This window comes from Mesorhizobium sp. ORM8.1, assembly GCF_053005525.2.
In genome coordinates this window covers 1,062,275-1,083,152 of sequence record NZ_CM132600.1, presented here as the reverse complement: position 1 = coordinate 1,083,152, position 20,878 = coordinate 1,062,275, and the positions used below count along the sequence as shown (strand labels likewise).

At 61.3% G+C, this 20,878-nt stretch carries 23 protein-coding genes, 2 tRNA genes and 2 pseudogenes; 14 read left to right on the top strand and 13 right to left on the bottom strand.

Annotated elements, in window-relative coordinates; all coding sequences use genetic code 11:
- The first annotated feature begins 328 nt into the window (after positions 1 to 328).
- Positions 329 to 586: a type II toxin-antitoxin system Phd/YefM family antitoxin gene (locus tag ACVDG8_RS05670; protein WP_447257237.1), complete on the top strand. Its 258-nt coding sequence runs from the start codon at positions 329 to 331 to the stop codon at positions 584 to 586.
- A gap of 7 nt (positions 587 to 593) precedes the next feature.
- A pseudogene (locus tag ACVDG8_RS05665) lies at positions 594 to 976 on the top strand (type II toxin-antitoxin system VapC family toxin).
- A 49-nt stretch (positions 977 to 1,025) separates the two neighbouring features.
- Here the strand turns inward: ACVDG8_RS05665 and ACVDG8_RS05660 are convergent.
- From ACVDG8_RS05660 to ACVDG8_RS05650, 3 genes are all read right to left on the bottom strand, one after another.
- Positions 1,026 to 1,102, bottom strand: a tRNA-Pro gene (locus ACVDG8_RS05660).
- A 134-nt stretch (positions 1,103 to 1,236) separates the two neighbouring features.
- A complete protein-coding gene (locus tag ACVDG8_RS05655) occupies positions 1,237 to 2,433 on the bottom strand; it encodes a flavin-containing monooxygenase (RefSeq protein WP_447253832.1) in 1,197 nt (398 codons plus the stop codon).
- Positions 2,434 to 2,544: 111 nt separating this feature from the next.
- Positions 2,545 to 3,513, bottom strand: coding sequence for an NAD(P)H-dependent oxidoreductase (locus ACVDG8_RS05650; RefSeq protein ID WP_447253831.1), 969 nt, complete (start codon positions 3,511 to 3,513; stop codon positions 2,545 to 2,547).
- 266 nt (positions 3,514 to 3,779) lie between these two features.
- Between ACVDG8_RS05650 and ACVDG8_RS05645 the strand changes: the two genes are divergently transcribed.
- Together ACVDG8_RS05645 and ACVDG8_RS05640 are read left to right on the top strand one after the other, a co-directional pair.
- Complete coding sequence (locus ACVDG8_RS05645; RefSeq protein ID WP_447253830.1) at positions 3,780 to 4,085, top strand: ETC complex I subunit; 306 nt, start codon at positions 3,780 to 3,782, stop codon at positions 4,083 to 4,085.
- 58 nt (positions 4,086 to 4,143) lie between these two features.
- Positions 4,144 to 4,220 (top strand) — tRNA-Arg (locus ACVDG8_RS05640).
- Between the two features lie 105 nt (positions 4,221 to 4,325).
- Here the strand turns inward: ACVDG8_RS05640 and ACVDG8_RS05635 are convergent.
- Positions 4,326 to 5,114, bottom strand: a complete 789-nt coding sequence (locus tag ACVDG8_RS05635) for a hypothetical protein (protein ID WP_447253829.1) — start codon at positions 5,112 to 5,114, stop codon at positions 4,326 to 4,328.
- A gap of 313 nt (positions 5,115 to 5,427) precedes the next feature.
- Between ACVDG8_RS05635 and ACVDG8_RS05630 the strand changes: the two genes are divergently transcribed.
- Positions 5,428 to 5,640 (top strand): hypothetical protein, encoded by a 213-nt coding sequence (locus ACVDG8_RS05630; RefSeq protein ID WP_447253828.1) that lies wholly within the window; start codon positions 5,428 to 5,430, stop codon positions 5,638 to 5,640.
- Between the two features lie 120 nt (positions 5,641 to 5,760).
- Here ACVDG8_RS05630 and ACVDG8_RS05625 read toward each other — a convergent pair whose 3' ends face one another.
- Positions 5,761 to 6,159 carry an ArsR/SmtB family transcription factor gene (locus tag ACVDG8_RS05625; protein WP_455707584.1) on the bottom strand — a complete coding sequence of 133 codons (399 nt, stop codon included), beginning with the start codon at positions 6,157 to 6,159 and terminating at the stop codon, positions 5,761 to 5,763.
- A 470-nt stretch (positions 6,160 to 6,629) separates the two neighbouring features.
- Here ACVDG8_RS05625 and ACVDG8_RS05620 point away from each other — a divergent pair, with 470 nt between their 5' ends.
- The 4 genes from ACVDG8_RS05620 to ACVDG8_RS05605 all read left to right on the top strand — a co-directional run bounded on the left by ACVDG8_RS05620 (position 6,630) and on the right by ACVDG8_RS05605 (position 9,985).
- Positions 6,630 to 7,088 (top strand): hypothetical protein, encoded by a 459-nt coding sequence (locus ACVDG8_RS05620; protein WP_447253825.1) that lies wholly within the window; start codon positions 6,630 to 6,632, stop codon positions 7,086 to 7,088.
- Positions 7,089 to 7,669: 581 nt separating this feature from the next.
- On the top strand, positions 7,670 to 8,443 hold the full coding sequence (locus ACVDG8_RS05615; protein WP_447253824.1) for a hypothetical protein: 774 nt from the start codon (positions 7,670 to 7,672) through the stop codon (positions 8,441 to 8,443).
- A 279-nt stretch (positions 8,444 to 8,722) separates the two neighbouring features.
- Positions 8,723 to 8,851 carry a hypothetical protein gene (locus tag ACVDG8_RS05610; RefSeq protein ID WP_447253823.1) on the top strand — a complete coding sequence of 43 codons (129 nt, stop codon included), beginning with the start codon at positions 8,723 to 8,725 and terminating at the stop codon, positions 8,849 to 8,851.
- A gap of 162 nt (positions 8,852 to 9,013) precedes the next feature.
- Positions 9,014 to 9,985 carry a glycosyltransferase family 8 protein gene (locus ACVDG8_RS05605; RefSeq protein WP_447253822.1) on the top strand — a complete coding sequence of 324 codons (972 nt, stop codon included), beginning with the start codon at positions 9,014 to 9,016 and terminating at the stop codon, positions 9,983 to 9,985.
- Between the two features lie 415 nt (positions 9,986 to 10,400).
- Here ACVDG8_RS05605 and ACVDG8_RS05600 read toward each other — a convergent pair.
- From ACVDG8_RS05600 to ACVDG8_RS05590, 3 genes and pseudogenes are all read right to left on the bottom strand, one after another.
- A pseudogene (locus tag ACVDG8_RS05600) lies at positions 10,401 to 10,641 on the bottom strand (DUF982 domain-containing protein).
- 184 nt (positions 10,642 to 10,825) lie between these two features.
- Entirely contained in the window at positions 10,826 to 11,071 is a 246-nt protein-coding gene (locus tag ACVDG8_RS05595) for a DUF982 domain-containing protein (RefSeq protein WP_447253820.1), read from the bottom strand.
- A 104-nt stretch (positions 11,072 to 11,175) separates the two neighbouring features.
- Positions 11,176 to 11,379: a hypothetical protein gene (locus ACVDG8_RS05590; protein ID WP_447253819.1), complete on the bottom strand. Its 204-nt coding sequence runs from the start codon at positions 11,377 to 11,379 to the stop codon at positions 11,176 to 11,178.
- Between the two features lie 431 nt (positions 11,380 to 11,810).
- Here ACVDG8_RS05590 and ACVDG8_RS05585 point away from each other — a divergent pair, with 431 nt between their 5' ends.
- The 4 genes from ACVDG8_RS05585 (at position 11,811) to ACVDG8_RS05570 (ending at position 15,160) form a co-directional block, all read left to right on the top strand.
- The gene (locus tag ACVDG8_RS05585) at positions 11,811 to 12,170 is read left to right on the top strand and encodes an ArsR/SmtB family transcription factor (RefSeq protein ID WP_447253818.1); all 360 of its coding nucleotides are present in this window, start codon (positions 11,811 to 11,813) and stop codon (positions 12,168 to 12,170) included.
- A gap of 698 nt (positions 12,171 to 12,868) precedes the next feature.
- Positions 12,869 to 13,249: a sugar 3,4-ketoisomerase gene (locus tag ACVDG8_RS05580; protein WP_447253817.1), complete on the top strand. Its 381-nt coding sequence runs from the start codon at positions 12,869 to 12,871 to the stop codon at positions 13,247 to 13,249.
- A 39-nt stretch (positions 13,250 to 13,288) separates the two neighbouring features.
- The gene (locus ACVDG8_RS05575; RefSeq protein ID WP_455707583.1) at positions 13,289 to 14,485 is read left to right on the top strand and encodes an FAD-dependent oxidoreductase; all 1,197 of its coding nucleotides are present in this window, start codon (positions 13,289 to 13,291) and stop codon (positions 14,483 to 14,485) included.
- 24 nt (positions 14,486 to 14,509) lie between these two features.
- The gene (locus ACVDG8_RS05570; protein WP_447253815.1) at positions 14,510 to 15,160 is read left to right on the top strand and encodes a glycosyltransferase family 2 protein; all 651 of its coding nucleotides are present in this window, start codon (positions 14,510 to 14,512) and stop codon (positions 15,158 to 15,160) included.
- On the opposite strand, the gene ACVDG8_RS05565 is transcribed toward ACVDG8_RS05570, so the two are convergent.
- Positions 15,100 to 16,296 carry an IS256 family transposase gene (locus tag ACVDG8_RS05565; protein ID WP_447253601.1) on the bottom strand — a complete coding sequence of 399 codons (1,197 nt, stop codon included), beginning with the start codon at positions 16,294 to 16,296 and terminating at the stop codon, positions 15,100 to 15,102. The genes ACVDG8_RS05570 and ACVDG8_RS05565 overlap by 61 nt on opposite strands.
- A gap of 29 nt (positions 16,297 to 16,325) precedes the next feature.
- Between ACVDG8_RS05565 and ACVDG8_RS05560 the strand changes: the two genes are divergently transcribed.
- Entirely contained in the window at positions 16,326 to 16,727 is a 402-nt protein-coding gene (locus ACVDG8_RS05560) for a hypothetical protein (RefSeq protein WP_447253814.1), read from the top strand.
- Between the two features lie 42 nt (positions 16,728 to 16,769).
- Here the strand turns inward: ACVDG8_RS05560 and ACVDG8_RS05555 are convergent, their stop codons facing one another.
- The 4 genes from ACVDG8_RS05555 to ACVDG8_RS05540 form a co-directional block, all read right to left on the bottom strand.
- The gene (locus ACVDG8_RS05555; RefSeq protein WP_447253813.1) at positions 16,770 to 17,576 is read right to left on the bottom strand and encodes an ABC transporter permease; all 807 of its coding nucleotides are present in this window, start codon (positions 17,574 to 17,576) and stop codon (positions 16,770 to 16,772) included.
- Between the two features lie 5 nt (positions 17,577 to 17,581).
- The gene (locus tag ACVDG8_RS05550; protein WP_447253812.1) at positions 17,582 to 18,415 is read right to left on the bottom strand and encodes an ABC transporter permease; all 834 of its coding nucleotides are present in this window, start codon (positions 18,413 to 18,415) and stop codon (positions 17,582 to 17,584) included.
- 22 nt (positions 18,416 to 18,437) lie between these two features.
- Complete coding sequence (locus tag ACVDG8_RS05545) at positions 18,438 to 19,553, bottom strand: ABC transporter substrate-binding protein (RefSeq protein WP_447253811.1); 1,116 nt, start codon at positions 19,551 to 19,553, stop codon at positions 18,438 to 18,440.
- A gap of 72 nt (positions 19,554 to 19,625) precedes the next feature.
- Positions 19,626 to 20,720, bottom strand: coding sequence for an ABC transporter ATP-binding protein (locus tag ACVDG8_RS05540; protein ID WP_447253810.1), 1,095 nt, complete (start codon positions 20,718 to 20,720; stop codon positions 19,626 to 19,628).
- Positions 20,721 to 20,878: the final 158 nt, after the last annotated feature.

The window sequence follows — 20,878 nt, the reverse complement described above, 5'->3', positions numbered from 1 at the left end:
CTGCAATTGCCGCCGCAAAGGGCTTTCATGTTGCATCGCGCGACACCGCGCCCTTCCACGCGGCGGCCGTTCCCGTCATCGACCCATGGCGGAGTGCCTCCTGATCTGTCCCATTTCGGGACCGGGTCGATGGCATCGCTCTTGCAACACAAAATTGCCGGCTGACCCCGGTCCCGGTCGCGTTCCAGATCGGGTTGTAGGCTCGCCGGGCTCGAGATTGGGGTTCTCGCCCGGCGGGTTTACCGCCGTGTGAACGCGCTCCGATATTGAAATGGACCATAAAATGGTCTATTTATCTGGACCAGACGATGGGTCGTCCGGAGCTGTCATGCAAATATCCGTAACGGATGCAAAGGGGCAACTCACTGAATTGGTGCGCCGGGCCGAGGCAGGGGATGAGATCATCCTGACGCGCCACGGCCATGCGGCGGTGCGCCTGATTCCTGTGCGATCCGCACCGGACAGAAAGGGTCGCCGAGCCTTGCTCGAAGCTGCCCGGGTTGCAGGCGCAGCCAAGGCCAGCGCCGGACCGTCCGCCGCGAATAGCCAGGATTTCCTCTACGGTGATGACGGTCTGCCGGAATGATTTTCGGATGATCGCGGTCGACACCTCCGCCTTGATGGCGATTGTCCTCAACGAACCGGCGGCGGACGCCTGCATGGTGGCGCTCGAACGAGAGGACGAGCTTCTGATATCGGCAGGTACCGTGGCTGAACTGTTGATCGTCGCCGCACGACGGGGGTGGCCGAAGAGGCGCAGTCCCTGCTCGATGGGCTCGGCTTCGAAATCGCGCCGGTGACGGAAGGTGTCGCGCGCCGCGTTGCCGATGCTTACGCCCAATGGGGCAAGGGTATTCACGCCGCGGCGCTCGATTTCGGTGATTGCTTCGCTTATGAAGCGGCGAAGGATCGCGGCTGCCGACTGCTCTATGTCGGTGACGATTTTTCGAAAACCGACATTGACGGCGCGTTGTAGCCGGTTCACCGGCTGCTCTCAGGCCGCTTCGCGATGTACAAGAGGGTGATGGTCGGAGTGGCAGGACTCGAACCTGCGACCCCCTGATCCCAAATCAGGTGCGCTACCAGGCTGCGCTACACTCCGAGGTCACGCGGCGTATAGGGGGCGCACGCCCGGAAGGCAACACAAATCGGCGGCGTCGTCGATACCGCTATCGGTATGCGGATGCCGCAGTGTTGAATAGCGCGCGGCCCGGTTTCGTTTCTTGGCGACGTTGCCTAGCGCTTCTGTCTTGCGGCCTTCTTGGCGATCGCCGCGCCCTGGATCCTCGCATTGGCAAAGCAGCCGCGGATGCTTGGCCGCATGCCGGTGAACCACAGCCCAGGCAGCTTCGGGTCGCTGGCCGCGCCGTTGAACAGCGGCACGCCCTTGCCATCGAGTACGCCGAGCCTGCCCAGCATCGTCTCCAACCCGGTACGGTAGCCGGTCGCGGCAATCACGACATCGGGCGCGATCGCCTGGCCATTGTCGAGGATGACGCCGTCATGCCTGAATTCGCTTATTTGCGGCACGACGATGATGCGTCCCGCCTTGATGGCGTCGACGGCGCCGTCATCGGCGGCGATCGCGGTATAGTCGGAGCCCAGCCGGCTGGCGCCGCCGGACGGGGCAGGAGGCAGGCCGTATTTCGTGAGATCGCCGAACACCAGGCGTTGCGTTGCCGCCATGGCCGCATCCGCCAATCTGGTGGGCAGGCTCGCTATTATCGGCGAGAAGCGATGCACGGCGATCTGGCCGATGCGCTTCGGCAGCAGCGAGGGACCGTTGCGCGCCGACAGCCACATCTGGCCGGTCTCGACATGGGAAAGATGGTTGAGCGCGTCGAAGCCGGAATTGCCGGCGCCGATCACCAGCACCTTCTTGCCGACATAGTCGCTTGCCCGGCCGAAACCGGCCGAATGGAGGATCGACCCCGAAAAATCCTGCATGCCTTTCCAGGACGGGATGAAGGGATGCTGGTCGCGTCCGGTGGCGATCACCACATGGCGCGCCGCTTTCAGGCCGATATTTGTCCGCAACAACCAGTGGTCGCCGCGAAATTCGATCTCCTCGACGCTGACCCCGAAGCTGATCGGCAGCCGGTGCGTCTTGGCGAAGTCGTTGAGATGGGCAATGACAGTGCTGCGGTGTGGAAAAGCCGGCGTCCCTGCCGGATAGGATACGCCCGGCAGCGAAGAAAGGTCGCGATGCGTGTTGAGATGCAGATTGTCGTGCCGGCGATGCCAGGGCTCGGCCAGCCGCCCTTCGCGCTCCAGCACCTCGGTTGCGATGCCGACGTCGATCAGCGCATGGGCAACGGCAAGCCCAGCGGCGCCCGCGCCAATGACGATCGCGCCGTCGAGGATCGCCGGCTCGTCGCTCCAGCCCGGCGCGATTTCCGCTTCCATGCCCATTCTGGTCTTAATCTTCGTCATGGCCTCATCTGACACGGCCATGTATCCGACATATGCCGCTCGCACGGCAAAGGGAATAGGCGCTCGTTGCAAACAAGCTCGGCATTGTGTCGCGGAGTTGGCAAGCGCCGGCTAATGAACAGGATCGGCGTGCCGATGCACCAGCTTGAAGGCGCCGTCCTCCAACCGGAACACCTCCGTCACCCGCAAGGTCATGTCGGTCGCATCGCCGTTCTTGCCCATCCGCGCCTTGGCGTGCTGAAGGCCGCTCCAGAAAGCCAGTTCGCCGCTTGCCGATGACTGCAGCACCTCCAGGTCGGTGCTGCCGCCTTTGTGGAAGCTCGCCGCATCGCGCTCGTAGCGGCCGGCAACCGCGTCGGCGCCTTCGAGATGGTCGCCGCGCGGCGAAAAGAAGGTTGCCGGTTCCGAATGGGTGACGATGGCCTTGAGCGAGGTGGCGTCGCCATTGACATAGTCCGCCGCGATCTTCTGCCGTTCCTTCATGAAGGCGTCGAAGGCCGAGCTGCCGGGACGAACAGTGTTGATCCAGTTTTCCAGCGCGCCCATGAACTTTTCCAGGAAATCTGCGGTTTCGCTGTTTTTCACAGCGCCCTTATCGTCGAGCAGCTCGCCGACGGTGCCGATATAGGCTTCCGGCTGCTGCATCACCGGCATGTCGAGGAACACAAAGGTCTGGCGCAAGGCATGGTTGGCGCCGAAAGCGCCGAGCTTGTAGGGCGTGACGCTGACGACGCCGGCGGGCAGGCCTTTGTAGACGCTTTTGCCCGAAGGGCGCGAGCCGACATCGAGCGCATTCTTCAGGCAGCCTGGGATCGAGCGGTTGTATTCGGGCGTGACGAACAGGACGGCGTCGCATTCGCGGATCGCGGCGCGGAAGGCCGACCATGCCGCTGGCGGCTCGTCGCCGTCGAGGTCCTCGTTGTAGTGGGGCAATTCGCCGATCTCGACGAAACGGCAACGCAGCGAATCCGGCGCTCGCGCGGCAAGCGCCTTGGCGATCTTGCGGCTGAAGGACTGGGCGCGAAGGCTGCCGACAAGGACGGCGACCTGGAGGACGGCATGTTCGGTTGCATTGGTCATGGGGAACGTCCGGTTTTGATATGGCTCAGGGGAAGCGGTCGCACGCCGTCCACATTGTCTGGCGGAAGCGGCCGGCTGACGTTCGGATAATGCCGGGCAGAGCGTCAGGTTCCGCAACCCTCGCTACGTGCATCAGGCGCCTGCGGCCTTGCCGTCGGCGCGGTTGCACAGTATTGACGGATTGGCGCGCGAGTTCAGGCCGGAAACCGGCAGGCTCGGGCGCTTCGGGAAGGGTGCCCGGTTTTCGGGGCGACAACGAGGTGGTCATGTCCGCGCGCATTTTCAGTCCAGCCAAAACCGCGATGCAGTCCGGCAAGGCCAAGACCGGACATTGGGTGCTGGAGTTCGATCCGGCACAGCGCAAGAAGATCGATCCCTTGATGGGCTACACCACCTCGGGCGACATGCTGAGCCAGGTGAAGCTTACCTTCGAGACGAAGGAAGAGGCGATGGCCTACGCCGACAAGGAAAAGATCGCCTATCGCGTCGAGGAACCGAAAGAGACCAAGCGCCGGCAGATTTCCTATTCCGACAATTTCCGCTATGACCGCAGGACGCCCTGGACGCACTGACCACCCGAGTCTTTGCGTCGCCTGGCGTCTAGCGCACCAGCCGGCCCGGCCGGCCGACGGTCCCGTAGCTCAGCTGGATAGAGCACCGGCCTTCTAAGCCGATGGTCACAGGTTCGAATCCTGTCGGGATCGCCAATAAACTGCTGATTTTGCTGGTTTTTGCTGCTGTCAATGTCCGGGTGCGTGTATCTAGTTCCGGCTGTGTCAGCGCGGTGTCAGTTTTCAGGTGCAATCTCTCCTTTACGCCTGAGCTTGCTTTTTCCTCGAACCGCGCGAACCTCCAGGCAACCGCCTATCATGAGCCGGCCATGCCGCGCCAATCTCCCTTGCTACACGAGCTACACCTTCCTGGAGACCGCCTTCATCCGACGTATCGATGCTTAATATGAATCTGCCGCTGCCGAGAAGGATGCTTTTAACCTGCTCAATTATTTGGATCGACTGCAGGTTGGCACTGCAATCCGCCTCGAACAGGCGCTCCATATAGGTTTGCTGAAGGAGCCGGTCACTCAGGCGCTTTGACAGCAATGGCTCGGCCGCGTTGGTAGCTATGACAAGATGCGATGGCGGGATCAGTGCCAAGGCAGATCGAAGTTTCTCTGCGTCCGAAACTCCGCTGAACTGGCCTAATGAACAGACAAGCTGGATAAAACCTTGGTCGAAGATCACAATCTGACGAGCGTCGTACGGCTGATGCCAAACGTGGGAGAGAGTCATGAGATACTGGCTGAACCTGATCAGCCAGATCGGATTTCTCGGCGCCAGAATCCATATCAGCCTGGCGGCCAGTCTGAACCCTTTGGCGTTGTCGATAGGACGACAGGCAAAGGCGGCAGTCCGGATCGTTGATATGGCGACACGGTGTAGTGCATACCAGAACCCACCAGGGTCCAGCGGTGAGTGATGGACACCAGGTTCATATGAAAGCATTACCTTGGCGATGAAGCCCTGTAATTGCAGATGACGTTGAAGCGCATGTGCGAAAGTCGTCTTACCTGAGCCGGCTGGGCCAAATAGCTCGATGATCACTTTTCGGTCCCCGATGCCGCATGCGTTTGCATTGGTGGGATTCTTTTACCCTCCAACCCGCCTGCCAAGAAAGCGTTTGTTACCGGTCGGGCCCAATGCTCGTGCGAGTCAGACTTTGGTCCTCCGGGCGTCCAGCCTTGTCGCTTCTCCGGCGTAACCGCGTGGTTTGTGGAAACTGCAGGTCCCGATCATCGCGGCCGGCGGCGCGCCACATGGCAATAGATCACCTTGATCAGATCCCAATGCAGGCAGCGACGTTAGTGAATGCCTACAAGCCGCCGACGAGAAAGACGCCGCTGGTGGACAAACCGACATGAAGCTCTCCGATCTCGGCTCGCCAATCCCTGGCAAGCGACACGGCGGCGAGCCGGCGCGCGAAGAGGACTATTTCTATCCTTGCCCATATTGCGGGCAGAAAGTCGATCAGCACGACCTACGCCAGGTCTTCTATCACGAACAGCCGGGGCATGTGCCGTTGAAGCCCCTGCCCGAGGCACAGGTCATTGATTTTCCGAAGCGCAAATAAAAAACCCGCCAACCGAAGCCAGCGGGTCGCGTCTCTCCCTGAATTCTGCCATCCGCCAGTGCAACATCAGGTCAGGGTCCCAACGCTGCGGCGCAGTATATTGGAGATTGCTTATATGCGCTATAGCTCACCGGCAACCGCCTTGGCTCTTGGGATCATTTCATTTGTAGCGAGGCGATCTAGCAAACGGACCACCTGTTTGGCTTCTTCCGATTTGCACGAATAGTACCGCCGACCACGATGGTAACGTCCCTCGACGATACCGACTTCAAGCAACTTGCTTAAATGTTGCGACAGAGTGGCCTGGCTGCATTTAATCCGGGAAACTAAATCCGCAACACTCCTTTCCTTGTCCAGCAAATGGACAATAATCAATAGCCGTATCCTATACCCCAGGCCCGAAAGTAAATCAGCGGCTAAATTCCGTTGGTCGTGGGAAGAAATCTCGTTGATCGGCCCTCGACGGAGTGCTGGATCAGCGCCAATTTCCGCGAGCCGCTGTCGGACGTAAGCGGTCATAACTTCCTACTGATTCAGGGCAAAAATAAATTGCTGCGACAAGCACCGAGCAGTCGAGTTCCTCGTTCAACGAATCGTGCGTGTCAGCCTCTGGCAAAATCTGGACCATACGAAGCGATTTCAATCTGGCCGTCTTGGCGGCGCGCTCAGCGCGTTCAAGCTCAATGATCGATTTCGCGGACCACGCACCTCGGCGATCTTCCAGCCAACACATGCCTGCAACCTCGAACATCCTAAAGTTTTCTCAGTTCATCGATTCCATACCTTCGTGTGAACTATGTCGTCGTCCATTTTGATGAAGCCTGGCTTACTTAAACAGGGATTCACAGATTCTCGGTTCCGATCTATGTTTTGGACATGGAACGGCCCTTCGATGACATCGCTGCTGCCCTGCGAGATCCGCCGGCGGTTGCGGAGCCGCTATGCTCTGAAGAGGAAGCGGTGGCAGCCGGCTGGCGCAAGGCAGGGCGATGACGGACACCGGTAAATGGCCTGCCGCTCCGGTTTACAAACCTCGTGATTACGCACTCATCCTCAAGCTTTCGGAAACGGGTGATCTGCCGCCGACATGGGAGGAGTGGTGGGACAATTTCAAAGCGTTTGAAGCTGAGCAACGCCGCCAAGGCTTTCCCTCTATCAGAGTGAACGTCCACGCCGGCAAATTTAAAGCCTGGCTTCAAGACAACTCGCTCTCTTCATCCAAACAAACCCGGCAGCAATTCGCTCAGCAGCGGCTGGATATAAAACGAGCGCGGAAAGCAGAGCGTGCGGAATCACCATGGACGGCGTGGGCGCAGGCGCCGGCCCTTCCAACGCACTGGACGCACAGGCCGTTAGAGGTGCTAGCCTGTCTATTCCTGGCGATCGCGATAGGCTCTTTGCTGCTCGTGCTGTTTGACCCATTCGCACCGCTCGCGGCCTTGAGATGATGGCCGCCGTCATACCCACGCGCGCCGGTAAAAGGGCGTTAACGGGTTGTTGCCAGTCGCCGTTTGGCATGTCCGTTCCGGACACATAGGTTACGGTTTATACTGGAGACATGGGTAACACTTTTGGCCCCAAGCGGCGCTGCGTAGCACCATGTCTAGGAGATTGCTTCGTCGCCTTCTCCGGTGAGCTTCGGAACTGGTTGGGTCGTTGTCCAAACTGATAAGCAGGCACTTGCCGCGACGCGTGCCCTCTCGCCAGGCTTCCGAAGCTTGGCTGTTCCCGATTGCACGAATCTGGTGGCCGACTACCTCTCTAGGACCATGGTCCGGCACGACAGAGGCCCTCTTTGTTTCAAACGGCCCAAACTGCTAAGCCCTTTGCATTTTCGTGGGATTTCAATGGCTTAACCTGGTTCTCTGCGAAAACTGCGTGAAGGCGCCTGTCCCGCTCTCGTTTTGCAACCGCAATTGCCTAAAGTTTATCCGATGCCGTTAGGAAATCCTCATAGTGGTTTGCCTAGCGGTTGGGGCATGCAACGATTCATCTGCGGAGAAGCACCATGACATTGCGAAACGCACTTATGGCATCCCTGGCGATTCTCGCGCTCGCGACCGCCCCCGCCCTTGCCGGCGCCGGCGGAAATGGCGGCGGCCACGGGAATGGCGGCCACGGGAATGGCGGCGGCAACAGCAATGGCGGCAACGGCGGTGGCAATGCCGGCGGCAACGGCAATGGAAACAGCGGCGCCTCGCACGGCAAATCTGCTTCGGCTCCGGGACACAACAAGAGCGCCGATGTCGGCGCGTCCGACGACAGCTCGACCGATGATGCGGCAACCGACGATACCACGACGGCCGCCACGCCCAAGGAAAAGAACATTCATGCCAAGCTTGGCCGGCTGAATTCGCTGCAGCGCAACTTTCAAGCCTACATGAATTCCAAGAGCAAGAAGTTCGCTGGCGTCCAGGACTATGTGACGCAAGCCGCGGCAGCCCAGAACGCGCAGGCAGCGGTTGACGCCGCTACTCAGGGCGTGGCCGACGCCCAGGCAAAGCTCGACGCGCTGAATGCGGCCGCGGCTGATCCGAATACCCTGCCCGCCGACGTCCCGACTCCGCAACAGCTCGCTGATGCGCAGGCGGCGCTTGATGCCGCTAACGCGGCGCTGGCGGACGCGCAGACCGCGGCTGCCAATGCTCCGGCCCCCACCGACGCGTCTTTGGACGCGGCCCTTGCGGACATGGCCAACAAGCCGGTCGATGCCCAGGTCACTGCCTGGGCCAAGGATACGCTGGCGGGCAAGATCGACGCCGCTGCCGCTGCCGCGGCACCCACATCGACAACAACCCCTTAAGGCGGGACCAACCGACCAGATGGTGAACGAAACGCCGCCGGGCCTCGCTCGGCGGCTTTTTGTTGGCAGGGCGGCGCCGGCCTATTCGCCCCTCCGTAACAAAACGGTTCGCCTCGATTGGGGCGCGCCAAGCGGAAGCCCGGTCTCGGGGTGTTCATCCCTATCTCTGGATATTCCCCGTAACAAAGCCTCTGGACCTAAACCTTCGCCAGCACCGTTCCACGCGACTGCTGGGAGAAGATCTTCCGCGATCAGGCCATGCGCCATCCCGAGATGCGCATGCAAATGATCGATGGCTTCAACGAAGGCTGGATCGATTTCCGTGATCCGAATGCTGAAAGGCGCAAAGGCCGCACCGGCATTGACGAAGCGATTGCCAAGCTCGTTGCCGGGAACACAAGGTCGTAGGCTTGGGGGTTATGCGTTGCAGTCAGGCAGCGCATTTCTCGCGCTGCGGACAGGGCTCCCGCTGTCATGATCTGGCGTGCCGGTCAGATCGAGGCTTTCATCGCGCGGTATTTTGTGGCAGTCGGCGCAACGACGCAAATGGGTTGCGATTGACCGGCACCAATGACGAAGTCCTGTTTCTTTCTGGCGGCGGACGCCAAGTATTTTCCCTATGCCTGCCTTGCGGCGCGCCGGGTGCTGGACGTTTCGCTGCCGATAGACGCTTTTATCCTCCAGATGGATGTCGGCGCGGACGACCTTGCCGCGGCGCGGCGGCTGCTGGGCGACAGTGTCCGCATCATCGATCTGTCACAGATGATGCGCAGCGTGGCGTTTACCCCGGGCCACCTCAGCCTTGCCGTGTATATGCGGCTCTTCGTCGACGAGATGGTTGAGTTCACCCCTTACGAGCGGGTTGTCTATCTGGACAGCGATGTTCTCTTCAACCGGTCGATCCTCGACCTGATCGAGACGCCGCTCAACGCGCCGCTGCTCGCGGCGCACGATGTCCAGTCGTATTTCGAACCCGGATTCCGCAAACGGCTTTCGATGCAGCCGGGCGCGCCATACTTCAACTCCGGCGTACTTTTGCTCGACCTGCCGCGCGTCAGGAAAGATGGCTTGCTGGGCGCGGCGCGCCACTTTGCCTCGCTTCACGTCGACGGATTGGACCAGGGTGCGCTGAACCTCGCATTCCAGGGCAAATGGCAAACGCTGCACCCGGCGTGGAACGTCATGACGAACTACAGCTGGCAGCTGCCTTTCGGCGAGGCCCTTGCCCGGCATTTCAGCTGGGGCAAGCCTTGGGACAAGGTGCCGATCGGCGTCGAGCTCGCCGCGCTCGACATCTATCGCGACCTGGCCAGGGATACGCCGTGGAGCGCGCCGTTCCAACGCCGCGTGCCGTTCGAGCGCGGACTGATGAAGCGCTTTGTCCGCCGCTTCGATAAAATCGGCAGCCTGCTGAACAGCCGCGAGCGGCTTCGCCGCCGCGCCCGCTATGATGGCCGCAAGGTCTACGATATCTTTGCCAGGCAAGCGGAAGAGGGAGCGATGGCGGCCCAGTTCCCGGAGGTGCTCGGTGGGTTCGCCTGAGCGGTCCTGCGGCAGTGGCCTGTGGATAGTAACCACCCATTCACCATGGCCCGGACCTTGCGTTGTCACCGCTGATGCGACTCGACGAAAATGAAGCGGCCTGAACCGGTCAGGCAACCCCGAAGCCCAGCGGCCGGCGTTTTCATGTAAACCCATTGGATGCGTTGCCAAACGCGATCCCGAGTATGCGCCGGCCGTCGCTTCGCCTATGGAGCGTTTCACCGTTTCACGAACGGCGAAGCGCTCTAACTTCCTGTTTTTACGCAATTCCGGACGGAGGGTTACGGCGAAGTCGCCGAACTTAACCGCTCACACTTTTCCTGGAATTGCTCATAAACACAAGCCCGCCGCGGCAATGGGGAACCGCGACGGGCCTGCTGGCGCCCCTGGCGGGGCACCTGGGGAATTCCGGTGTTTAGGCAAGCAGCCCTGCGACCTTGGCTGCTTTGCGCAGCGTCTTGCGGGCTTCCACGGGGCTGCGCAGGCCATCGAGTGCGTCGCGACACACGGCTTGCCGAGCGCCAGGCGCCGTCGCGCGCCTGTCCCGGCCACCGCTCATCGAGGCACTCCATGGCTTCGAAGCAGCTGGATACCTTGCGTTGGCCGTTTGGCTGGAAATCGATCACGACCGGTTCGGAAAACCAGACATCGTTCATCACTTCCTCCAATCTTATGATCGTTTTTTGAGCAAGCAATCGGCGCCGGTCGGCGCCCGATGCGGGTCCGTCGGACGAGCAGCGGACCCGCGCATTAACCAACCACCGCGCATTAGGTTCCGAAGTTTTTGCGGTCTCGAGACAAAGGCGCTCCCGCACCTCTTGGAGCACGCAAAAACCACGCTCACTCGACCAGCACATGCGCCTCGCGCGCGGCGCTGACGAAGGCATCCCTGGCGTTGTCAGCGGCGACGTCGCCTCTGACCGCCCGCCGGCAGGCGCGCAATGCCGCGCCATGTGGTGCGCTGCCGGCATCGCGCCATTGTCCAGTCAGCAATTCAATGGCTTGCTCGGCATTGGATATGTGTCGGATCGAACCGGCTACGCCAACCGCGACTTCGACCGGCCTGGAAAACCATCCCTGGATCATCGTGAAAGCCCTGATGCGTTTGACAACATCAAACGCCGGGCTTTTGAGGAGGTTTCATCCCGGCGTTTCAACAGAGCGTGAAGTCGGCTGCCTTGCGCCCGCGGCTATCTTCCGAGCGGCCTTCGCGAAAGCTCGATCAGCTCCGCTTCGTCGGTGATGCCGGCCATATAGTTGGCGATGATGCGCGAGGCGCGCGACTCTTTCTGCTCGACCGTCTCGCCCTCGAAATTGCCATTGTCGAAGACGCGGCCAAGCATGGATGTCTCGTCGGGGGTGAATGTATTCCGCTGACTGGTCGCAATGGACATGGCTTCCTCCTCGAGCCTTGTTACGCCCTCTTTGTACCCCGGCTAATATTAGCACGGCTTTGGGTTGAGGGTGAGTCCTTCGCGCTCGGCAGGCCATTGCGCGGGCAGCGCATTGGCTCCTACCCACCCCCTCGGCTTTGCCGCTTTTTTCGGGCCACGATATATTCTTGCTGAATGGACGCGGCGCTGATACGCATTAGCAGCGCGGAATTTTTCCGAGTCTACGCACACTTGCGCCTAGCAAAAGTGCCGCGCACTCTGTCCGAGGCCAGCGATCCCGACGTGGTGGCAACCGGGTTACGACGGGATTTTTGGCCGAAACAAGAAGCAGGCAGGTCCCGGATTTGTACCCGGGGCAGGTCACCAACGCTCTGGAACTCTGAAGCCATCGCCCCCATGGCCTTCGGGAGAGCATGAACATGGGGAAATACATGGTCACGAAGAAACTTACTGCCAACGCAGAAAGTGCGGCAGCCTTTCTTGCGGTGATGGGCAACGAGAAACGTCTGCTCATCATGAACTACCTGGCCGAGAACGAACTCTCCGTCGGCGTCCTTGCCGACAAGGTCGAGCTCAGCCAATCGGCGCTGTCGCAACACCTTGCCAAACTGCGCAGGTTTGGCCTGGTCGAAACCCGCCGCGATCGTCAGATGGTCTATTATTCCTGCAAGTCTTCGGCCGCGCGCGACCTTCTCGCGCTGCTTGACGGCTTGCTCGCCATAGACAAGCCTTTCGCCGGACCGGACCGGCAGGCGCTTGTCGAAAGGATGCGGCGGCCGCAGGCCGCTTAAGCAGGCGCGTACGCAGGCGAGGCCGGGGGCCTTCGTCTGCGCCGGCGCCTCCCTTGCTTCAGGGGCGCTGATTTGCGAACAACCCGACGGGCCGCATGGCGGCGCCGGTGTTGCGTTTCACACTTTTCCGCCCTGTCTTGATCCGTCGCTCCGATCACCGTGGCGCGCGATGACGGCCCATCACTTTTGCTTGAATGATAGCCGGCTCGACCACGGCTTACGTCCGCAAGCGGCTGAAAGCGCGTGGCTTTTTCTTGCCCTCGTGATGCCGCACGAAGCGAAGATTACCGATTTGTAAGTCGCTTGAGCGGCTGCCGGCGGCTAACTTCGCGGGCGATCCACACCCCCGGATCATCTGAAGTGCCGAGCTTCCACTTAGGCACTTCGTGAGGCCCGCCGCTCCCGGCGGGCCTTTACTTTGACGTGATGGCCGATTGAAGGGAGCGCCATGATGCGCACCAGAAGATTCCGCCAAGCGTCAAAGGCCTGTCATTCTTCGCAAATTTTTCGAACCACCAAGATAGACTGGAAGCCGGCAGTCCCGAGCTGGGATTGAAGCGGCCTGTCAACTTTCGCCGTATGTCCATCGGTCAAGAACACGGCTCAAGTCATTGTATCTTATGCCTTTTGGTATAGGCCTATCCTCTATATACTCGACTCTGGTTTGAGGCGGGGGCGCTTGCGGGATGCAGAATCGAATGCTGTTCGGCGGCAAGGTCGCCGAAATCCCGACCACGACGCAATGCGATCTCAGAGGCATGCTGACGGCCGTCCAATTCGCCGGCTACAACTTCCATGCCGTGCGGGCGTTCGTCGTCACAGCGCCGCGCGGAACGGTCCGGGGTGGCCATTCTCACCGCTCGGGCCGGCAGCTGATGATGCGGCTCTCAGGTGAGATCGGCATTGAGCTTCGCTATCAGGAGCGAGTCGAGCGCGTGTCACTTATCGCATCGGACCGCGCACTCTTGATCGCGCCAGAAGTATGGGCGCTGCAGACATATGAGGGTGAGAACCCGTCCCTGCTGGTTTTGTGCGATACCGAATACGATCCCGACGACTACGTATTGGACCCAGCTTGATAACCGTGGGAACGGAGAGGCCGTTATGTGCGTCAGCGAATGAAAGCGGTTCGTGGCAGAATAGCCGTCCTTGGTGCGGGCATCATGGGCAGCTGCCTTGCTATCATGATGGCGCGCAAAGGCTTTGTGGTCTCCCTCTTCGACAAAGAGAACGAGCCGCTCGCCTGTGCCAGTCGCTGGAACGAGGGCAAGATTCACCTCGGCTATCTCTACGGCGCCGATCCGTCACTGTTGACCGCCCGGCACCTCCTTTCGGGAGGACTTCGTTTCGGCGACCTGGCATCGGCGTTGATCGAAAGCAATCTCGAAGCGCACACGACGATCTCGGACGATCTGTATCTGGTTCATCGCAACTCGATCGTAGGCGCTGAGCAACTGGGGAAGATATTTGAACGCGTGGATGCGTTGCTGCACAGCCATGCCGATGCCGCCCACTATCTCGTCGATGTGTCGGCGGCGCGCTCGAAAAGGCTCTCCAGAGCGGAATTGGCCGGTATCACCAACTCGGATGAAGTCATCGACGGTTTCAAGGTGCCAGAGCGATCCGTCAACACGCGCTGGATTGCCGACCGGCTTTGCGAGGTGCTCAAAAGCGAACCCAACATCAGCCTGCGGATGGCTGCCAAGATCCTATCGGCAGCGCCGAAAGACGGGATTGACGGCCAATGGCGCATTACAGTCGAAGGCGAGAAAAGCGAGGCATTCGACATCGTCGTCAATTGCCTGTGGGAGGGGCGATTGGCTGTCGATCGCACGGCTGGCGTGGAGCCGGTCCCGGGCTGGTCGCACAGATACCGCCTTTGCCTGTTCGGCCGCACAAGGCAGCCGGTTGACGTCCCGTGTGCGGTCGTCGCCCTTGGTCCGTTTGGCGACATAAAGAATTACGACGGACGCAACTTCTATCTCTCGTGGTATCCGAGCGGCCTTCTTGCCGAAAGCGGCGAATTGTCGATCGGAACGCCGAGCACGCTGGATGCTGAGGCAAGGCGGCGCTTCATCGCTGACGTTCGCGCCCGGCTCGTCGAGCTTGTGCCAAGCGTTTCCTGTCTGTTCGATGACGCCGAAGAACTTGAGGTGCGTGGCGGTTTCGTCTTTGCACAGGGCCGCGGTTCGCTCAGCGATCCGAACGCCACGATCCACCGGCGGGATCAATTCGGGTCAATCGCCTGGGCAGCTACATTTCCGTCGACACCGGAAAATACTCGACGGCGCCGTGGCTCGCGGAACGCCTGGTAACCCAGATTTGCGGGGTCGACTGAAATGGATGGAACAGGACAGGGTCGCACACATCAGGCCGTATCCGGTTGGCGGCCCAAGGTCACTGCTCTGGTGCCGTGTTACAATTCATCCGCATTCATTTCGCGCAACCTGGACAGCCTTGCCGCGCAGACCTGGGACGATATCGAGATCCTGGTCGGCGAGGATAACTCGACGGATACGACGTTCGACATCGTTTCGGCATTCGCAAGCACCCGTGACAATGTCCGTATCCTGCGCCGAAAGCAGAATCTGGGCTGGCTGAAAAATTCCAACGACCTCATGGCCAATGCCACCGGCGAGTTGATGTTCTTTGCCTTTCATGACGACATCATCGATCCGACCTACGTGGAAGCACTGGTGAAGGCCCTGGATGACAATCCCGATGCGGTAATGTCGTTCAGCGATCTCGAGGTGATCGAAGTCAGTGGCGAGCGTGCGATATGGACGTTCGATTCGCTTCCGGCCGCGCAGGGTAGTTTTGCGCGTGGGCGGTTGATGGCGCGGCAGCCGCGCGGATGGTGGGTTCCCAACCGCGGCTTGTTCAGGTTGTGTGCGTCAAGTTCTGCAAATTGGGGCGGCCACGATGCTGGTCATGCGGCTTGGCGCAGAGCGAGCTTCTTGTGCTCGCGCAGGTCGTCCATGTTGATGTAGCGGTTGGCCTCCATCCAGTTTTCGTTGGTCTCGACAGCCAAGGCCCTGACGAGGCGCAGGCAGCTTTCGGCGTTGGGGAAGATGCGCACGACATAGGTGCGCCGGCGGATTTCCTCGTTGAGCCGTTCGAGCATGTTGGTGGACTTGAGATGCTTGTGGTGCTGTCTCGGCAGCCTGAAGAAGGTCAGGGTCTGTTCGATGGCATCCTCGGCCCAGCCTGTCAGGCGCGGATAACGAGGCGACCATTTGGCGAGCCATGCGGCGAGATCGGCCTTGGCCTCAGCGAGATCGCGCCGGTCGTAGAGCCAGCGCAGTTCCTGCAGACAGTCGTCGCCGTGCTTGCGCGGCAGATGATCGAGCGCGTTCCTGAGGAAGTGGACGTAGCAGCGTTGCCATGCCGCTTCCGGGATCACCTCACCGATCGCCGCCACGAGGCCGGCATGGTCGTCGGAGACGACCAGCTCGACACCCTTGAGGCCGCGCGCCTTCAGCGAGACGAGAAAGTCTTTCCAGGCCGAACGGCTCTCGCGATTGGCCATCTCCACAGCCAGGATCTGGCGCCTTCCGTCCCAGTCGATGCCGACAGCGATCAGCACCGCCTGGCTCATGACGACGCCGGCTTCACGCACCTTCTCATAGCGCGCGTCGAGGATGAGGTAAGGGAACGGCTCTTGAAGGGGGCGCCTGGCAAAGGCAGCGAGGCTCTCGTCCAGCCGCTTGTTGATGGCCGAGATCGACGAGGCCGAAAACGCATGACCGCACAGCTCCTCGGTGATCGCCTTCACCTTCCTGGTCGACACACCCTGCACATACATCTCGGCCAGCGTCGCCACCAAGGCTCGCTCCGAACGCTGGTAGCGCTCGAACAATTCGGTCGAGAAGCGCCCCGAGCGGTCCTGCGGAACCCGCAGCTCAAGCTTGCCGACACGCGTGACAAGGGTGCGGCCATAGTAGCCCGAGCGGTAGCCCAGCCGCTCCGGCGTGCGTTCGCTTTTCGAAGCACCAAGCGCCTCGTCCATCTCGGCCTCGAGCACCTCCTGCATCACCGCGCGGATCACTTCGTGCAGTCCATCCGGGTTCGAAAGCAGAATGTCTTTGACGGCAGCGCTGGCGGTCTTACTTTCAATCTTGGTCATGGTGGCGTTCCTTCGCGGGAATCGGTGACGTGAACAATCACCAGCCTGCCATGACCGCCCCCTCTCAGCGAATTTGCAGAACTCTCAGCACACTACCCTTGTTCAGATCATGGGCATTCCATCGCAGCGGCGGCATCAAGCCCAACAGCCAGGGCGAATACAGCGCGGACTGGACCTGGCTTCTGCATCTGTCGTTGCTTGGCGGTTTTATCCGCGTACCTGAACTCCTGTGTCACAAATACTATCGGCCGGGCAGCATCAGCAAAAACTGGTCTCGCAACAATGCCCAACGCAAAGCCTTGCGAGCAGCGGGCGCAAGGGAGGTTTGGCATAGCGAGATCGGCTTGGCACAAAGAGCATTTCTCGCGGCCTATATTGTCTTGCGACCGTGGCGGTGGCTGGAGTGGTCGCAAAAGTCACGAGGAAAGTGATATCGGCGAATAGTCCTAAGTGTTGGCCTTGAGGGGCCCTGCTTACGGCGCGCTGCGCTGCCTGGTGACCACGCTGCGCACGGCCAGCACCAGCACGGTGATGACGATCAGGATCACCGAAAGTGCGGCGATCGCCGGGTCGATGTTGTCGCGCAGGCCCATCCACATCAGCCGTGGCAGCGTGATGGCGTTGACCGAGGTGATGAACAGCGTCACGCCGATCTCTTCCCAGGACAAGACGAAGGACAGTAGCGCCGCGGTGACGATGCCGAACTTGATGTTGGGCATGATGACGCGCGTCGCGCGCTCCCAGACACTGGCGCCAAGCCCGCGCGCGGCAAGGTCGATGCGCCGGTCGAGCTGGCTGAGCGAAACCAGGATCAGCACCGTGGCGAAAGGCACCGTCATCACCGAATGCGCCATGGCCACGCCAAGCCAGGTGTCATAGCCGAAGAAGGAGGTGATACCGGAGATGGAGGTAAGCAGGAAATACAGCGTCACGGCCGAGACCACCGGCGGCACCACCATCGGCAACAGCACGAAGCCGACAAGGGTTGCCGTGAAGCGCGGCTGGAACATCCACACGCCAAGGCTGAAGGTGAGCGCCAGCACGGTGGAAAACACGCTGCTGACCACGCCGATGCGCAGCGACAAAAGGATGGAGTCCAGCCAGCGCGGATCCTCGATCAGCGAGCGGTAGTGGCGCAACGACAATTCGCCGGTCGGCATGGTCAGCATGCGGCTCGGCGTCAGCGACACCGGAATGACCGCCAGCAATGGCATCAGCAGGAACAGCGCCACCAGCACGGCGAGGGTCAGCGAAACGGGGCCGGGACGATAGGTCGGCATCTCGGCTACACCAGTTCCTTCGGTTTGACATAGCGGAATACGAGCGCCATCAGCGCACCGATGAACACCACCAGCACGACGCTGATCGCCGCGCCCAGCCCCCAGTCGGGGCTCTGGAAGATGCGCAGGTAAATCAGCTCCGCGATCATCACGCTGCGGCCGCCGCCGAGGATCGCCGGCGTGACGAAGAAGCCGAGCGAGAAGACGAAGACGATCATCGCCGAACCGATGATGCCCGAACGCGTCATCGGCACGAACACGGTCCAGAAGGTGCGCATGCGGCTGGAGCCAAGCCCGCGCGCGGCAAGCAGCACGCGCTCGTCCAGGCTGCGCATGGCGGACGCCAGCGGGAACACCGCGAAGGGGATCAGGAAATGCGACATGCCGACGATGACGCCGAATTCGTTGCGCACCAGGGTCAGCGGTTCGGAAATGAAGCCGATCGATTGCAGCCACGTGTTGATCAGGCCGCGATTGGACAGAAGCGCCACCCAGCCAAAGGCACGCGTCAGCACCGAAATCCAGAACGGCACCAGGATGCAGAACTCGGCAATCACGCGCTGCGCCGGGCTGCCGCGCACCCACACGATGGTGATGGCGTAGGCGGCGACGACCGACACCACGGTGACGATCGCCGCGATGCGCAGCGTGCGGATGAACACCGACTGCACGAGGTCATCGGTGAGCAGGGCGTGGTATTGGCCGAGCCCCGGCGTCGGCAAGGTGAAGCTCCACTTCACCACGCCGAGGAAGGGCCAGGCATAGGCAAGGGCAAGAAACAGGAGCAGCGGCGCCATCAGCAGCGCCGCGCCCATCCTGTCGGAGAGGGTGCCTCTCATCGGTCAGAAGGTCTCCGCTGGCTCAGGCGGAGATGATCTTGGTGTATTCGTCGAGCGCCGCACCGTAATTCTTGGCGTACCAATCCATGTCGAGCGGGATCTGCTTCGTCATATTGGCGGGGTCGACGGGGTTGATGCGCTTCTTGTCGGCGGGGATCAGCGCATCGGTGGCCGGATTGGCCGGGCCCTGGCCGAGCTTGTCGAACATGATCAGCTGCTTTTGCGGATCCTGCGCGCTGGCGATGAACTTCATCGCCGCATCCTTGCCGCCGGGGTTGTTCTTCAGCACGGCCAGCGCGCCGGGCGAGATCAGGCCTTGGTCCCAGATGAACTTGATCTGGCCGCCGGAATCCTGCTCGATCAGCGAGGCGCGGGTCGACCAGACGATCGCCATCGAGGCTTCGCCGTTGAGCAGCACGCTCTGGCTCTCGGCGCCGCCGCCCCAATAGGAGACGACGTTTTCCTTGAAGGCGGCGATCTTGTCATGGGCGCGCTTGAGGTCGAGCGGATAGAGCGAGGCCGGCGCGACGCCGTCGGCAAGAAGCGCCGCTTCCCAGCTCGACACGCCCCATTTGTAGAGCGAGCGCTTGCCGGGGAATTTCTTGACGTCGAAGAAGTCGGCCATGCCGGTCGGCGCGTTGGAGCCGAATTTCTGCGAGTCATAGGCAATCACATAGGAGAAGAAATAGGTCGACGCGGCGAACTCCCAGCCGAAGCCCGGCCGCATCTTGGTCTTGTCGACGATCTTGTAGTCGATCGGCTCCAGCATGCCCTGTGCGCCGAGCGTGATGGCAGAGAACGGATCGACGTCGACAAGATCCCAGGTCGGCGCGCCGCTCTTGAACTGCGCGGCGATGGCGCCTTCGGTCGGACCCGAGCCGTCCATCTTGACCGGGATGCCGGTGTCCTTGGTGAAGGCCTGGCCGTAGGCGGCGTCGTAAGCCGTGATGGCGTCGCCGCCCCAGTTGACCAGCACCAGCCCCTTGGTCTCGGCGAAAGCGCCGGTCGAGCGCATAAGCATCGGCGTGCCGGCAATCACGAGGCCGGCAAGCTGCGCGAACTGGCGGCGCGAAATCTCGCCCCGCTTTGCCCGCTCGGAGAGAGATTGGATAGACTGTTTTTTGGTTTCGTTTGTCATGTCAGTTCCCCTTGTTTTGATTGATTGGATCCGCAAGTCGGTCCAGCGATCTTCAAGCCGCCGCGACGATGTCTATTGCCCTCCGTCCGGAAGGAGGAAACCTCTTTCGGCCGGCCAGGTCAGCCAGACCGAATTGCCTTTGCTGAGTGCGTCCGCCGCAACCTCGTTCGGCACCGAGACGGTGACCTTGGCGCCTTGACGCGTGGTGAGGTCGAGCTTGGTCGCAGCGCCCAGATAGGTCGAGCCGATCGCGGTCGCGGCAATGCCGTTCTCGCCGGCGCCAGCTTCGCGCGCGATCGACATATGTTCGGGGCGGATGGCGAGCAGAGCGTCGCCCTTTATCGCTTCGGCCTTGCAGCGCATGTTGACCGCACGGTCCTCGCACAGGCCCGTCGCGCCGTTGTCGGCGGGCTTCACGCCCTTTAGCGGCAGCATGTTGATCTCGCCCAGGAACTCGGCGACGAAACGGTTGGCCGGCCGGTCGTAGACCTCGTCCGGCGCGCCGACCTGCAGCAATTTGCCGTGGTTGAAGATGGCGACGCGCGACGACAGCGCAAGCGCCTCGCTCTGGTCATGGGTGACGAAGACGAAGGTGGTGCCGGTTTCCTGGTGCAACCGCTTCATCTCGGCCTGCATCTGGCTGCGCAGGCTCTTGTCCAGCGCCGAGAACGGCTCGTCGAGCAACAGCACGCCCGGCTCGAAGACCAGTGCGCGGGCGAGCGCCACGCGCTGCTGCTGGCCGCCCGAAAGCTGCGAGGGCAGTTTCTTCTCATGGCCCTTCAGCCCGACGCGCTCGACCATCTCGCCGACGCGGCGCTTGATCTCGGTTGCGGATTTCTTGCGCACCTTGAGCGGGAAGGCGATGTTGGCTTCCACGCTCATATGCGGGAAGAGCGCATAGCCCTGGAACACCATGCCGGCGGCACGCTGCTCGGCCGGCCGGTCGGTGATGTCGACACCGTCGCTGAACAGTCTGCCTTCGCTCGGCTGCACGAAGCCGGCGAGGATCATCAGGAAGGTTGTCTTGCCGGAGCCCGAAGGCCCAAGCAGCGTCAGGAATTCGCCACGGCCGATATCGAGCGTGAGGTTGTCCAGCGCCCGGAACGAGCCGAAGCTCTTACCGATCCCGTTCGCTTTGATTTCTGCGGCCCGGCCGGGTTGCTGCATCCTGCCTCTTTCCTCACGCCTGGCTAAGCGTAGGGCAGGCAAGCGGCTCACCGCAACCGAATAGTTTTCGCCTGATCGGCAAATTTGATTCACGGGTGGGAGATTAAGGGGCGACGCCGGAGCTGCCGATCTCCCCCCTTGAGGGGAGATCGCCGGCA